Annotated in this window: 4 protein-coding genes; all 4 read left to right on the top strand. The window is 71.7% G+C overall.

Translation table 11 applies throughout. The annotated features are described in order from the left end of the window. Positions 1-3,165: amino acid adenylation domain-containing protein (locus tag VFE05_08650; protein ID HET6230125.1), on the top strand; the 3,165-nt coding region annotated here is incomplete at its 5' end. Positions 3,166-3,552: 387 nt separating this feature from the next. Continuing rightward, entirely contained in the window at positions 3,553-6,840 is a 3,288-nt protein-coding gene (locus VFE05_08645) for an amino acid adenylation domain-containing protein (protein ID HET6230124.1), read from the top strand. Positions 6,841-7,028: 188 nt separating this feature from the next. Beyond that, on the top strand, positions 7,029-10,178 hold the full coding sequence (locus VFE05_08640; protein HET6230123.1) for a type I polyketide synthase: 3,150 nt from the start codon (positions 7,029-7,031) through the stop codon (positions 10,176-10,178). A 773-nt stretch (positions 10,179-10,951) separates the two neighbouring features. Further along, the coding region (locus VFE05_08635; protein ID HET6230122.1) for an amino acid adenylation domain-containing protein at positions 10,952-16,240 on the top strand (5,289 nt) is incomplete at its 3' end.

Below are 16,240 nucleotides of genomic sequence, written 5' to 3'. Positions count from 1 at the left end.
GACCGGCTGGAGCCGGGCAGCACCTTCTACAACAGCCCGCTGCCCCTGCGCATGGTGGGCCCGCTGAACGTGCCCGCGCTGGAGGCCGCGCTCAGCGAGATCGTCCGCCGCCACGAGACGCTGCGCACCACCTTCTCGGTGGCGGACGGCCAGCCCGTGCAGGTCATCTCCCCACCCCGCACCGTGCCGCTGCCCGTGGTGGAGCTGGGCGGCGTGGCCGGGGACGACCGTGACCAGGTGCTCCACGACAGGGTGTCGGAGCTGCTGAACCAGCCGTTCGACCTGGAGCGCGGGCCGCTCTTCCAGGCCACGCTCATCCGCGCGGACAGCGAGGACCACGTGCTCGCGCTGGCGATGCACCACATCCTCAGCGACGCGTGGTCCATCGGCGTGTTCATGCGCGAGCTGAACACGCTGTACGACGCCTTCCGCGCCGGAAAGCCGTCGCCGCTTCCCGAGCTGGCGATCCAGTACGCGGACTTCGCCGTCTGGCAGCGCGAGCACCTGGCGGGCGACGGGCTGGCGCAGCAGATCGGCTTCTGGAAGAAGCACCTGGCCGGGGCGCCTCCCGTGCTGGAGCTGCCCACCGACCGGCCGCGCCCCGCGTCGCAGTCGTACCGCGGCGGCACCGCCAAGGCCGACGTGCCCCGCGCGCTGGCGGACAGGCTCCAGGCGCTCGCCCGCCACGACGGCGCCACGATGTTCATGGTGCTCCTGGCCGCGTACAAGACGGTTCTCGGGAGATGGGCGGCGCAGGAGAACGTCGTGGTCGGCACTCCCATCGCCGGGCGGATGGACGAGGAGACCGAGGCGCTGATCGGCCTCTTCATCAACACGCTCGCGCTGCACACCGATCTCTCCGGCGATCCCACGTTCCGCGAGCTGGTGGGCCGGGTCCGCGAGGGGCTGCTGGGGGCGTACGCGCACCAGGAGCTTCCGTTCGAGAAGCTGGTGGAGGAGATGCACGTGGAGCGCAGCCTGGCGCACTCGCCGGTGTTCCAGGTGATGATCGTGCTCCAGAACGCGCCGACGCTCACCGGGGCTACGTCGCTCTCCGGCACCGAGTTCGCGTCCGTGCGGATGGCGGACGACACCGAGAAGTACGACCTGACGCTCAACTGCACCGAGCACGGCGACGGCGTCCGTCTCTCGCTCAGCTACAACCCGGACCTCTTCGACGAGGCCAGCGCCCGCCGGCTGCTCGACCATCTCCAGAAGCTGCTGGAAGAGGCCGCAGCGGACCCCGACCGCCCCATCTCGCGCATCCCGCTCACGGGCAGCGAGGAGCGCGAGCGGCTGGTGCGCACATGGAACCACACGGAGCGCGACCTCGGCCCCGCATCCACCGTCCACGCGCTGTTCGAGCGTCAGGCGCGTGAGACGCCGGACGCGACGGCCCTCGTCTTCGGCGATGCGTCGCTCTCGTACGCGGAGCTGAACGCACGCGCGAACCGCCTCGCCCGCCATCTCCAGAGCCTCGGCGTCAGGGCAGATGTGCCGGTGGCGATCTCGGTAGATCGGTCGCCGGAGATGGTGGTTGGCCTGCTCGCCGTGCTGAAGGCGGGCGGCGCGTATCTCCCCGTCGATCCTGCATATCCGAAGGACCGGCGGGCCTACATGCTGGAGGATTCCGGCGCGCCCGTCCTCCTCACCACGTCCACGCTCGCCGCCGATCTTCCTGATAACTCCGCGCGGATCGTCCTGCTTGACCAGCAGTCGGAAGATGTCGCATCGGCTGACGATTCGGACCTGTCGGTGGATGTCGATCCGGCGAGTCTCGCGTACATCATCTACACGTCCGGCTCGACCGGTAGGCCGAAGGGCGTGATGGTGCCGCACGATGCGGTCGCGAACCTCGCGCGGGCGCAGATCGAGGCGTTCGGCATCTCCGGCGAGAGCCGCGTGCTCCAGTTCGCGTCGTTCAGCTTCGACGCCGCGGTGTCCGAGGTGCTGACGGCGCTGCTCGCGGGCGCGACGCTGGTGCTTGCGCCGCAGGATGCGCTGATGCCCGGCGATCCGCTGGTCGGGACGCTTCGGGAGATGCGCATCTCCGTCGCCACGCTGCCTCCGTCGGTGCTCACGGCGATGCCGGAGACGGACTTCCCGCATCTCCGGACGCTGGTCTCCGCGGGCGAAGCGTGCTCGGCGGACCTGGCGCGGCGATGGAGCGGAGGCCGCCGGTTCCTGAACGCGTACGGGCCGACGGAGACGACGGTCTGCGCCACCATCGCGGCGGAGGAGAGCGGCGAGAGGAGGCCGCCCATTGGCAAGCCGATCGCGAACGTGCGCGTGTACGTGCTGGATGCCGCGGGCGAGCCATCGCCCATCGGCGTCAGTGGCGAAATCTGCGTGGGCGGGGCGGGCGTGAGCCGCGGCTACCTCCGCCGCGCGGGGCTCACCGCGGAGAAGTTCGTCCCCGACCCGTTCTCGGCGGAGCTTGGCGGGCGGCTGTACCGAACGGGCGACCGGGGCCGCTGGCTGCCGGACGGCACGGTGGAGTACCTGGGGCGCGTGGACGAGCAGGTGAAGGTGCGCGGCTTCCGCATCGAGCCGGGGGAGATCGAGAGCGTGCTCCGCGCACACCCCGCCCTCGCGGACGCGGCGGTGATCGCGCGCACCGTGGGCGCGGGCGACCTGCGCCTGGCCGCATACGTCGTCCCCGCGGGCGCGGATGCAGACGTCTCGCCCGCGGCGCTGCGGGAGCATGCGGGGGAGCGGCTTCCGGACTACATGGTTCCGGCGTACTTCGTAACGCTTCCCGCGCTGCCGCTCACGCCCAACGGCAAGGTGGACCGCCGCGCCCTTCCCGCCCCCGACGCGTCGGACAACGCCGCCGCGCAGTTCGTGGCCGCGGAAGGTGACGTCGAAGAGGCCATCGCCACCGTGTGGCGCGAGGTGCTGCAGGTGGAGCGCGTGGGCGTGAACGACAACTTCTTCGAGCTGGGCGGCCACTCGCTGCTGCTGGCGCAGGTGCAGGCGAAGCTGAAGGATCGCCTCGGCCAGGACGTGCCGATGGTCTCGCTCTTCCGCTTCCCCACGGTGCGCACGCTTTCCGCGCACCTGGCCGGCGACGCCGACGACGAAGCCAGCGCCGAGAAGGGCCACGCCCGCGCCGAAGCCCGCCGCGCCGCCCGCGGCACCCGCCGCGACCGCCGCACGCGCTGACGCGCGCGCCGCACGCGAGCAAGCATCGCCCGCGACGATTATCGACGCGCTAAACGCCTGGTAGGGGAGCACCTACGTGTGCTCCCGCCCATCCGCAGCGACGTCGCGCAGGACGGGCTACCATGCTGCCGCAGCACGGGCCGACACACGGGTCGGCCCCTACCTGTAGGATCGCGGCGGCGTCTGCATCATCGCCCGTCGGAAGGTAGGGCGGCGCGCGGACGGTAGCTCCACGCCACCATGCAGTTAGTCCGCGAAGGCGGACTTTGCGCAGTCGTTGCCGCGACTTCAGTCGCCAGCGCCAGCTACGAACCACTTCGCACACCAGGGATGCGACCGCGATCATCGCGCGCCGCACATCTTCCGAAAAAGAAGCGAATACCCACCATGAGCACGATCACCGATTCCGCAGAAGAGCACGGCGCCGCACCGGCCGCCGACGAGGACGTGTACGTCTTCCCCTGCTCGTTCGCGCAGCAGCGCCTCTGGTTCCTGGACCGCCTGGAGCCCGGCGGCAGCGTGTACAACATGCCCAGCGCCAACCGCCTGGCCGGCCACGTGGACGAGCCCGCCCTGCGCCGCGCCCTCGACGAGATCGTGCGGCGCCACGAGTCGCTGCGCACCGTGTTCCGCATGCAGGACGGCGAGCCGGTGCAGGTGGTGTACGGCCAGAAGGCCGCCGCGCTGGACGTGGTGGACCTCTCGCACCTCTCCGAAGAGGAGCGCCACGCCGAGGCCCAGCGCCTGGCCGTCGAGGACGCGCGCCGGCCGTTCGACCTCGCGCGCGGGCCGCTCTTCCGCAGCACGCTGGTGCGCCTGGCGCCCGACGACAACGCGCTCATCATGAACATGCACCACATCGTCAGCGACGGGTGGAGCATCGGGGTGCTGAACCGCGAGTTCTCGGCGCTGTACGCGGCGTTCAAGGCCGGGCAGGAATCGCCGCTGGAAGAGCTGCCCATCCAGTATCCCGACTACGCGGTCTGGCAGCGCGAGTACCTGAGCGGCGACGAGCTGGACCGGCAGCTCGGCTTCTGGAAGCAGCACCTGGCGGGCGCCCCGGCCATGCTGGAGGTGCTGACGGACCGCCCCCGCCCCGCCGTGCAGCGCTACCGCGGCCACGCGGTCGCGTTCGCCTTCCCCGGCGACCTCTCCGCGGGCCTGATGGCGCTGTCGCGCAAGGAAGGCGCGACGCTGTTCATGACCGTGCTCGCCGCGTGGAACGTGGTGATGCAGCGCTACAGCGGGCAGGACGACGTGGTGGTCGGCACTCCCATCGCCGGGCGCGGACAGACGGAGCTGGAGGGGCTGATCGGCTTCTTCATCAACACGCTGCCCATCCGCGTGGACCTCTCCGGCGACCCGGACTTCCGCGAGGCGCTGCGCCGCACGCGCGAGGCCACGCTGGGGGCGTACGCGCACCAGGACGTGCCGTTCGAGAAGCTGGTGGAGGAGCTTCGGGTGGAGCGCAGCTTGGCGCACTCGCCCGTCTTCCAGGTCGTCTTCAACCTCCTCAACACGCCGGGGATGGACGATGACGAGCCGCTGATCGAAGGCACCAAGGGCGACCAGATCAGCTCCGAGAACGAGACCGAGAAGTACGACATGACGGTCACGCTGTACGAGACGGGGCGCGGCATCTTCGGCAACATCCGCTACAACACCGACCTGTTCGGGCAGGAGACGGCCACGCGCATGGTCGGCCACTTCGGCGCGGTGCTGGAGGGCGTGGTCAACGACCCCGGACTCCCGCTCTCCGAGTACGACCTCGTGGGCCCCGACGAGCGGCGGGAGATCGAGGAGCGCTGGGCCGCCTCCACCGCGGACCATCCCCGCGAGACGTGCATTCACCAGCTCTTCGAGGCGCAGGCGGCTCGCACGCCGGACGCGCCCGCGCTGCTGCACGCCGGGCGCACCGTCACGTACGGCGAGCTGAACGAGCGCGCGAACCGCCTGGCGCACCACCTCCGCGGCATCGGCGTGGGACCGGAGACGGCCGTCGGCATCTACGCCGAGCGCAATCCCGACCTGATCGCGGCGATGCTGGCGGTGCTGAAGGCGGGCGGGTGCTACGTGCCGCTGGACCCCATCTATCCCCCGGAGCGCGTGGCCTACATGCTGGGCGACGGCCGCGTGCACGCGCTGCTCACGCAGTCGTCGCTCGCATCGGCGCTGCCGGAGCACGGGGCCCGCGTCGTCCTCCTCGACTCGGAAGATGCGTGGGCGTCGGAAGATGCGGGGAATCCGCAGCCGGGCGTGCGGCCGGAGAACCTGGCGTACATCATCTACACGTCGGGCTCCACCGGCCGGCCGAAGGGCGTGGCGATCGAGCACCGCAGCACCGCCGCGTACCTGCACTGGTTCCGCGACAACGTCTCCGACGAAGACCGCTCGGCCGTGCTGGGCTCCACCTCCATCTCGTTCGACGTGTCGATCGCGGAGATCTTCGGCACGCTCTCGTGGGGCGGGAAGCTCGTGCTGGTGGACAACGCGCTGTCCCTGGCCGACCTGCCGCCGGGGCACGAGGTCCGTCTCGCGTCGATGGTCCCGTCCGCCGCCGCGGAGCTGCTGCGGATGGACGCGATCCCATCCACCGTGCGCTCGCTGAACCTGGGCGGCGAGCCGCTGCCGAACGACCTGGCGCAGCGGCTGTACGAGCTGGACCACGTCGACCGAATCCTGAACTGCTACGGGCCCACGGAGGATACGACCTACACGGCCGTCCACGTCGTCCCCAAGGGCGACGAGGGGCCGATGCTGGTCGGCTTCCCTGTCGACAACACGCAGCTTCGCGTGCTGGACCGGCACCTCCGCCCCGCGCCGGTCGGCGTCCCCGGCGAGCTGTACACGGCGGGCGACGGGATGGCGCGCGGCTACCGTGACCGGCCAGGCCTGACGGCGGAGCGTTTCGTCCCCGACCCGTTCGGCGCGCCAGGGTCGCGGATGTACCGCGTGCTCGACCTGGTCCGCCAGCGCGGCGACGGGGCGCTGGAGTACCTGGGGCGCCTGGACAACCAGGTGAAGATCCGCGGCTACCGCATCGAGCTGGGCGAGGTGGAAGCGGCCCTCGCCCGCCACGACTCGGTCCGCGACGCCGTGGTCATCGTCCGCGAGGACGCACCGGGCGACCGTCGCCTCATCGGCTACGTCGTCCCGTCCGATTCGACTAGTCCTCCTGTGGTGGACGAGCTGCGCGCCTTCGTGCGGCGCGAGCTGCCGGACTACATGGTGCCCTCCGCGCTCGTGGTGCTGGACGCGCTGCCCATGACGCCCAACGGCAAGGTGGACCGCCGCGCCCTGCCCGCGCCGGACGGCACGCGCGCGACGGGAGAGGGCTTCGTCGCGCCCCGCGCGGGGCTGGAGAGCACGCTGGCGGACATCTGGCGCGAGGTGCTGCGGGTGGACCGCGTGGGGGTGCACGACAACTTCTTCGACCTGGGCGGGCACTCGCTGCTCCTCACGCAGGTCCACCAAAAGGTGCGGGAAAGGGTTGATCAAAACACCCCTATGATGGTACTTTTCAGGTTCCCCACCATTCGTTCGCTCGCGGACCACCTGGCGGCGGGCCCCGAGGAGGAGAAGGCGCCCCAGCGCGGCCAGGAGCGGGCCGAGGCGCGGCGGGCCTCGCGCGGCAGGCGGCGCGACGTTCGGCGCGGCGGCGGCCAGGACGACTGACCCGCGAAGGCGGGCGAAAGCGACGGCGGACGGGCTCCCCACGGACCCGTCCGCCTTCCACGCACCAGGCGCCTTCCGTCTCGCGACGGTCCTTGCGGGCCACCGCGGGCGCGGCGCGGCATCGACAGAGAATACGAAGGCGCGAGCCTCACCCCTACATCGTTTCAGCGACAGAGGAGAGCGGGACCATGGCGGAGCATTCGGAGCGGGACGGGCACGGAGACGAGATCGCCGTCATCGGGATGGCGGGGCGCTTCAGCCGCGCCGCCGACGTGGAGGCCTACTGGCGCAACATCCGCGACGGGGTGGAGTGCATCACCTTCTTCACCGACGACGAGCTGCGCGCCGTGGGGGTGAGCGAGGAGCAGATCGCCGACCCGGCGTACGTGAAGGCCAAGGGCGTGCTGGAGCAGACGGAGTACTTCGACGCCCCGTTCTTCGGCTACAGCCCGCGCGAGGCCGAGATCATGGACCCGCAGACGCGCCACTTCCTGGAGGTGGCGTGGACCGCGCTGGAGCACGCCGGCTACGACAGCGAGACGGCCGAGGGGCCCATCGGCGTGTACGCCGGGGCCAGCAGCAGCAGCTACATGCTGTACAACACCATGGTGAACCCGCACGGCCTGTACGCGCTGGGCGGCCTGCAGGCCAGCCTGCTCACCGGCAGCGGCTTCGTGAGCACGTGGACCAGCTACAAGCTGAACCTGCGCGGCCCCAGCCTCAGCGTCTCGACGGCCTGCTCCACCGCGCTGGTCGCCATCCACGTGGCCTCGCAGAGCCTGCTCAACGGCGAGTGCGGCATGGCCCTGGCCGGCGGCGTGGGCATCAACACCCCCGTCTACACCGGCTACATGTACGACGAGGGCGGCATCTCCAGCAACGACGGCCACACGCGCAGCTTCGACGCGGACGCCAAGGGCACCGTGTCCGGCAGCGGCCTGGGCGTGGTCGTCCTCAAGCGGCTGGACGACGCGCTGGCGGACGGCGACACCGTCTACGCAGTGATCAAGGGCTCGGCGATCAACAACGACGGGTCGATGAAGATCGGCTACACGGCGCCCAGCGTGGACGGCCAGGCCGAGGTGATCGCCGAGGCGCAGGCCATCGCCGGCGTGAAGCCGGAGAGCATCGGCTTCGTGGAGTGCCACGGCTCGGCCACGCCGCTGGGCGACCCCATCGAGGTCACGGCGCTCACGCAGGCTTTCCGCGGCAGCGGCGCCAAGCCGAACTCGGTCGCCATCGGATCCGTGAAGTCCAACCTGGGCCACCTGGACTCGGCGGCGGGCATCGCCGGCTTCATCAAGGCCGTGCAGTCGCTGCGCCACAAGCAGATCCCGCCCAGCCTGCACTTCAAGCGTCCCAACCCGCAGGCGGACTTCGCCGCCGGGCCGTTCTACGTGCCCACCGAGGTGCGCGACTGGCCCCGCAACGGCACCCCGCGCCGCGCCGGCGTGTCCAGCTTCGGCATCGGCGGCACCAACTGCCACGTGGTGCTCGAGGAGTCGCCGGAGCGTACGGAGACGGAGGACCGGCCGTGGCAGCTGGTCATCCTCTCCGCCAAGACGCCCAGCGCGCTCGACGCGGCGACGAAGAACCTGGTCGGCTACCTGCGCGAGAACCCGGACGCGAACCTGGCGGACACGGCGTTCACGCTCCAGGCCGGCCGGAGGATGTTCGCGCACCGGCGCGCCGCGGTCGTCCGTGACGTAGCGGACGCGGCGTCCGCCCTGGCCGCGATGAACCCGGGCCGCGTCTCCACCGGCTCCGGCGAGCCCGAGGAGCACCCCGTCGTCTTCATGTTCCCGGGCGAGGGCGCGCAGCACGCGGGCATGGGCGCGGACCTGTACGAGGGCGAGGAAGCCTTCCGCGACGCGATCGACGACTGCGCCGCGGCGTTCCAGAAGCCGCTCGGCGCCGACATCCGCACGCTGCTCTATCCCACGACCGAGGACGCCGCGGGCGAGGCGCACGCCAGGCTGATGGGGCCGGCGATGGGCCAGCCGGGGATCTTCGCCACCAGCTACGCGCTGGCGCGGCTTTGGATGGCGTGGGGCGTGGAGCCCGAGTCGATGGTGGGCCACGGCGTGGGCGAGTACGTCGCCGCTGCGCTCTCCGGCGTGCTGTCGCTGGACGACGCGGCGGCGCTGGTTGCCGAGCGCGGCCGGCTGATGGAGGAGATGGCCGAGGGCGGCCTGCTCGTGGTCGGCCGCCCGGAGGCGGAGGTCCGGCAGCACATGGCGGGCGACACGGTCGTCTTCTCCCTGGAAGGCCCGTCGCTCACCGTGCTCACCGGCCCGGGCGAGGACGTGCAGGAGACGGAGCAGCGTCTCGCCGCCGCGGGCATCGGCGCGCAGCGCCAGCCGGTGCGGCATGCACCCACGGCGTCGGGGTTGGAGGCCGCCGCCAAGACGTTCGCCGAGCGCGCCGCGAAGGTGCGCACGGGCGAGGCGTCGATCCCGTTCGTGAGCGGCGTCACGGGGAAGTGGATCACTGAGGGGGATGCGGCGGATGCGACGCACTGGGTGCGGCACCTTAGCGGGCCCGTGCGCTTCGCGGACGCGGCGCGCGAGCTGGTGTCGGACTCCGCGCGCATCCTGCTGGAGGTGGGCCCCGGCGGCCTGCTCTCCGGCTCGGCACGCGCGCATCCCGACCGCGCCCCCGCGCAGGCCGTGATCCCGTCGATGATGCGCACGTTCGGCGACTCGGACCGCGCGGCGGTGCTGAAGGCCGTGGGCGCGCTGTGGATCGCGGGGCGCCGCATCGACTGGCGGGCGCTGGCCGGCACGGAGGAGCGCCGCCGCGTGCCGCTTCCCACGTACCCGTTCGAGCGGCGCCGCTACTGGCTGGACGCGCCCGGCGCCCCGCCGCGCGAGGTGGTGGAGGAGGTGGCCGAGGCCTCGCTGCCGAAGGAGCCCGGCGCCCGGACGACCCACCCGCGCCCCAACCTGCAGGTCGAGTACGTGGAGCCGCGCGAGGACTCCGAGCGCGCCATCGTGGCCATCTGGGAGGAGCTGTTCGGCATCAGCCCCATCGGTGTGTACGACAACTTCTTCGAACTGGGCGGGCACTCGCTGCTGGGTACGCAGGTGGTGTCGCGCGTGCGGTCGGTGCTGGAGGTGGAGCTTCCGGTTCGCGTGCTCTTCGAGGGGCCCACCGTGGCCGAGATGGCCGAGGCGGTGGCCCGCGGTGAAGGCGCCGGGGCCGGGCCGGTGGAGGCGATCCAGCGCGCGGATCGCGGTGAGGACGCGAACGACCTGCTGGCCCGCATTGACGACCTGTCCGAAGAGGAGATGGAGGCGCTGCTGGCGCAGCTCTCGGCGGGCGAGGAAGAGGTTTAGGGGACTGAGGGCGGGGGGGACGGCGAGGAGCCGGGTCGCGGGGGAGGCTGGTCGCGGCTCGGAGGGGGGCCCTCACCCGGCTCGTAAAACTCGCCTGCCCTCCCCCGCAAGCGGGGGAAGGCACGGCGGTGGAGCAGGCTGGGGGTTCCGCGCTCCGCGAACGGCCTCCTCGCTGCCGGTTCGGTGGCGACTCGCGCTGCGCGCTGCGGTGGGCGGGTCGAGCGGCATCGGTGCGGGGGTGAGGAGCTTCGTCCGCAGGACGATCGCAGCTCGTAGCCGGGCGTTTGATACGCCCGGCGCGGCGGCACCGATGGTGAGGTCTCGACCGATGCCGCGGCAGCAGCCCGCGCAGGCGGGCTTCGCGCCGTTGTAACCCGCGGCTTCAGCCGTCAAGGCGGTGACGTTCGCGAGCACGCTTCCGCCGGGCCCGCCGGCTACGCATCTCCCGAAATGGGATCGTGCTCGGCCGGTCGATGTGAGCTCGTGATATCAGAAGGATCGTAAGACAGGCTGGTTGGAAGTTCCTGATCGTACAGGGGCCGTCTTCCCCCTCGTTGCGCTTCTCCGCCAAACCGTGGCGGAACGGGCGCTGCGGGCGGGCGACGGCCTCCGCCGCAGGGGAAGCCCTCGTGCTCCCCGTCCGCATTCGCGCCGCTCGCCGGGGCGCGGCCGCGCCGCCCAACGCTGTAGATGAGAGCACACCCGATGCACACCGCCGCCGTCCGCCGTCCGCCCGCCGCCCGCCATCTGTTCCCCTGCCGCGGGGGTGCCCGATGAGCGAGGTGGGCTCGCGCCCCGCGGCGGGCCAGACGCCCGAGGACAAGCGGCGCCTGCTGGCGGCGCTGCTCGCCAAGAAGGCGGCGGCGCCCAAGTCGTACCCCATGTCGTTCTCGCAGCAGCGGCTGTGGTTCCTCTTCCAGCTGGAGCCCGACAGCCCCGCGTACAACATGCCCATCTCCATCGCCCTGCCGGGGCCGATGGACGTGAAGGTCATGGAGCGGGTGATGAACGAGATGGTGCGCCGCCACGCCGCGCTGCGCACCCGCCTGGGCGTGGAGGACGGCGAGCCGGTGCAGGTCGTGGAGCCCTCGCTGGAGCTGCGGCTGGAGGTGGAGGACCTGTCCGGGTTGTCCGAGGAGGAGGCCGGCGCCCGGATCCACCACGCGATGGGCGAGATGACGCGCGAGCCGTTCGACCTCACGCGGGCGCCGCTCTTCCGCGTGCGGCTGTTCCGCGTGGCCGAGGCGATGCACGTGCTGCACATGCCCATGCACCACGCCATCATGGACGGCTGGTCCGAGTCGATGATGGAGCGCGAGATCGGCGTGCTGTACGCCGAGTTCCTCGCGGGCCGGCCCTCTCCCCTGCCCCCGCTGCCGCTGCAGTACGCGGACTTCGCGGTCTGGCAGCGCACGCAGCTGGAGGGCGACGGGCTGGCGCGGCAGACGGAGTACTGGAAGCAGGCGCTGGCCGGCGCCCCGCCACTCGTCGAGCTGCCGGCGGACCGGCCGCGCCCGCCGGTGCAGGGCCACGAGGGCGCCGCGTTCATGTGCGAGGTGGCGGCCGGCGCGAAGGAGGCCGTGGTGGCGCTCACGCGCCGCGAGGGCGCCACGCTGTTCATGACGCTGCTGGCCGCGTACGCCGTGCTGCTCCAGCGCCACGGCGGGCAGGACAGCGTGGTGGTGGGCACGCCCATCCTGGGCCGCCCGCGGCCGGAGCTGGAAGGCATCGTGGGCTTCTTCGCCAACACGCTCGCCATCCACGTCGACCTGTCCGGCGACCCCACCTTCCGCGAGCTGCTGGGGCGCGTCCGCGAGACCATGCTGGGCGCGTACGCCCACCAGGACCTGCCCTTCGAGAAGCTGGTGGACGAGCTGCGCGTGGAGCGCAGCCTGGACCACGCGCCCGTGTACCAGGTGATGTTCACGCTCGACACCATCAGCGACGTGGTGGCCGGCGGGCCGGAAGCGATGCGCGAGCGCACCGAGAAGGCGTCGGCGCTGGAGGCGGAGGCCCGGGCGCTCCAGGACGCGGGGCAGACCATGGAGTTCGACACGCTCCAGTTCTTCCCGGCGCCGCAGGAGACGGGCACCGCGCTCGCCGACCTCATGCTGACCATGACGGACGCGCGCACGGGCTTCCTCGCCAGCCTCAAGTACCGCACGGAGCTGTTCGACGAGGCCACCATCGCCCAGCTCGCGGACCGCTACGAGCGCATCCTCGAAGCCGCCGCCGCAGACCCCGGCCGCCGCATCTCGCAGCTGCGCATGCTGGGCGACGAGGAGCTGCACCGCATCGCCCGCGAGTGGAACGAGACGGCGGCGGAGTATCCCTCGCACGAGCCCGTACACGCGCTGTTCGCCCGCCAGGCCGCGGAGACGCCGGACGCGGTTGCGGTCGAATTCGGTGCATCCGCGCTGACGTATGCCGAGCTGGACGCGCGCTCCAACCGGCTCGCCAACCACCTCCGGTCGCTCGGCGTCGGGATCGAGAGCCGCGTGGGCGTGTCGATGGAGCGCTCGGCGGATCTGGTCGTCACGCTGCTGGCGATCCTCAAGGCGGGCGCGGCGTACGTGCCGCTCGACCCCAGCTATCCGGCCGAGCGCCTGGCGTTCATGCTGGCGGACTCCGCCGTGGAAGTGCTGGTGACGGAAGATGCGCTGCCGGACGCGCTCTCGTCCTTCTCCGGCGCCGTCGTGTCACTCGCGGCAGATGCGGAGCGGATCGAGGCGGCGAGCCCCGCATCTCCCGAAGCCGTCGTCTTCCCGGAATCGCTCGCGTACGTGGTCTACACGAGCGGGTCGACGGGGAAGCCGAAGGGCATCGGCATCCCGCACCAGGCGGTCGTGCGCCTCGTGCGCAACAGCAACTACGTGCAGGTGGGGCCGAACGACCGCGTCGCGCAGGTCTCCAACGCCTCGTTCGACGCGGCGACGTTCGAGGTCTGGGGCGCGCTGCTCAACGGGGCGGCGTTGATCGGCATCGACCGCGAGGTGACGCTGTCTCCCGAGCGGTTCGTGGCGGCTCTCCGGGAGATGCGCATCGGGACGATGTTCCTGACCACCGCGCTCTTCAACCAGATCGCGCGGGAGATTCCCGGCGGATTCGCATCTCTCGACAACGTGCTTTTCGGCGGCGAGGCTGTGGACCCGTCCGCCGTGCGGGCAGTGCTGGAGGCGGGCGGGCCCGGGCGGCTCGTGCACGTCTACGGGCCCACGGAGAGCACCACGTTCGCGACCTGGCACCGCGTGAAGGCGGTGGAGGACGACGCGTTCACGGTGCCCATCGGGGCGCCGCTGGCGAACACGACGCTGTACGTGCTCGACCGCGGCTTGCAGGCGGTGCCCGTGGGCGTGGTCGGCGAGCTGTACATCGGCGGCGACGGGCTGGCGCGGGGATATCTCGGACGCAAGGGCCTGACGGCGGAGCGCTTCGTTCCCAGCCCGTTCGGCGACGGCGCGCGGCTGTACCGGACGGGAGATGCGGTGCGGTGGACGGCGAGCGGCGCCGTCGAGTTCGTGGGCCGCCTGGACGGGCAGGTGAAGATCCGCGGCTTCCGCATCGAGCTGGGCGAGGTGGAAGCGGCGCTCGCGGCCGACGAGCGCGTGAAGGACGTGGCCGTGCTCGCACGCGAGGACGTGCCGGGCAACCGCCGCCTCGTCGCCTACGTCGTTCCCGATCCCGACCGCCCCGCGCCGTCGCAGGCCGACCTGCGCGCGCGGCTCGCGTCGGCACTGCCGGACTACACGGTGCCGGGCGCGTTCGTGCTGCTGGAAGCGCTGCCGCTGAACGCCAACGGCAAGGTGGACCGCCGCGCCCTTCCCGCGCCGGAAGAGACGGCGGACGCGGAGGGCCACGTGGCGCCGCGCACGGGGACGGAGCGGACGCTGGCGGCGATCTGGGCCGAGGCGCTGGGCGCGGCCACGGTGGGCATCCACGACAACTTCTTCGAGCTGGGCGGCCACTCGCTGGTCGCCACGCGCGTGGTCTCGCGCATCCGCGAGGCGTTCCAGGTCGAGATGCCGCTGCGCGCGCTGTTCGAGGCGCAGACGGTGGAGGAGCTCGCCCGCCGCGTGGAGGCGGAGCAGGGCGGCATCGTCGCGCCCCCCATCGTCGGCGTGCCGCGGGACGGGCCGGTGCCGGCCAGCTTCGCGCAGTCGCGCCTCTGGTTCGTGGACCGGCTGATGCCCGGCGCGGCGACGTACAACGTGCCCGCCACCATCCCCGTGGCGCCCGACGTGGACGCCGCGGTACTGGAGCGCGTGCTGGGCGAGATCGTGCGCCGCCACGAGGCGCTGCGCACCACCTTCGCCGAGGTGGACGGCGAGCCGGTGCAGGTCATCCACGAGCCGTCCGCCTTCCATCTCCCGGTTCTCGACCTGTCGTCGTCGTCCGATGAGGAGAAGCAGGCGCGCATCCCCCGCACGGTCTCGGAGCACGCGAACGCGCCGTTCGACCTGGAGCGCGGGCCGCTCTTCCGCGCCACGCTGCTGCGCATCTCCCCCCAAGCCGCGCTGCTGCTGGTGAACATGCACCACGTCGTGAGCGACGGGTGGAGCGCGGACATCCTCACGCGCGAGATGAACGCGCTGTACGAGGCGTTCGCGGCCGGTGCGCCCTCGCCGCTGCCGGAGCTGGCGGTGCAGTACGCGGACTTCGCGGTCTGGCAGCGCCGCTGGCTGAGCGGCGAGGTGCTGGACGCGCAGCTCGCGTACTGGAAGACGCAGCTCGCCGGCGCCCCCGCCATGCTGGAGCTTCCGAGGGACCGGCCGCGCCCTGTCGTGCAGACCTTCGCGGGCGCGAGCCGCACGGTGCTGCTGCCGCGCGCGCTGGGTGATCGCGTGAGCGCCTTCGCGCGGGCGGAGGGCGCGACGCTGTTCCAGACGCTGCTCGCCGCGTTCGGCGCGCTGCTGGGCCGGTACAGCGGGCAGGACGACGTGGTGATCGGCAGCCCCATCGCGGGCCGCAACCGCGCGGAGACCGAGGACCTGATCGGCTTCTTCGTCAACAACCTCGTGCTGCGCACGGACCTGCGCGGCGCGCCCACCTTCCGCGAGCTGGTGGGCCGGGCGCGCGAGACCACGCTGGCGGCGTACGCGCACCAGGACCTGCCGTTCGAGAAGCTGGTGGAGGAGCTGAAGGTGGAGCGCAGCCTAAGCCACGGCCCGCTCTTCCAGGTCAGCTTCAACCTCGTCACGCCCGAGGGCGGCGCCGGCGCGGACGTGCCGGACGACGCGCCGGTGGAAACCGAGGGCGCGGACGAGGCGGCCAAGTACGACCTGACGCTCACTGTGCACGACCTGGGCGGGCGCGTGATGGCCGGCCTCAACTACAACGTGGACCTGTGGGAGCCGGCCACCATCCGCCGCATGCTCGCGCACTTCCTCGCGCTGGTGGATGCCGCCGTCGCCGCGCCGGACGCCCCCGTCGCCCGCCTCCCCATCCTCGCCGCGGACGAGCAGCGCACCGTTCTCGCCGATTGGAACGCGACAGCCACCGAGTACCCGCGTGGTGCTTCCATCCAGGCGCTGTTCGCGGAGCAGGCTCGGAAGACGCCGGATGCCGTCGCTGTCCATTCTGTCCAGAATACGCTGACCTACGCGGACCTGGAGGCACGCTCCAACCAGCTTGCGCACCACCTGATCGATCTCGGCGTGGGCCTGGAAAGCCGCGTTGGCGTGTCGATGGAGCGCAGCGCGGACTTGATCGTCACCCTGCTCGCGATCGTCAAAGCACGCGCGGCGTACGTCCCGCTCGACCCCAGCTACCCTGCGGAACGTCTCGCCTTCATGCTGGAGGACTCCGGCGTCCAGACGCTGATCGTGGACGGCGACCTGCCGGACGCGCTCTCCGCGTTCCCGGACACCGTGGTCTCCATCCAGAACGACCGCTCGTCGTACGAGTCCGACCCCGCCACGCCGCCCGAAATCTCCGTCTTCCCTGAATCACTGGCGTACGTCGTCTACACGTCGGGCTCCACGGGCAAGCCGAAGGGCATCGGCATCCCGCACCAGGCTGTCGTCCGTCTCGTCCGCGACAGCAACTACGTCCAGCTCACACCC

The organism is Longimicrobiaceae bacterium, assembly GCA_035696245.1.
Lineage (GTDB): Bacteria > Gemmatimonadota > Gemmatimonadetes > Longimicrobiales > Longimicrobiaceae > DASRQW01.
This window is presented reverse-complemented; position numbering and strand designations above follow the sequence as displayed.

Coding starts and splice junctions, on each gene's coding strand:
- VFE05_08640 (HET6230123.1), top strand. CDS start 7,029: ATGGCGGAGCATTCGGAGCGGGACGGGCACGGAGACGAGATCGCCGTC.
- VFE05_08645 (HET6230124.1), top strand. CDS start 3,553: ATGAGCACGATCACCGATTCCGCAGAAGAGCACGGCGCCGCACCGGCC.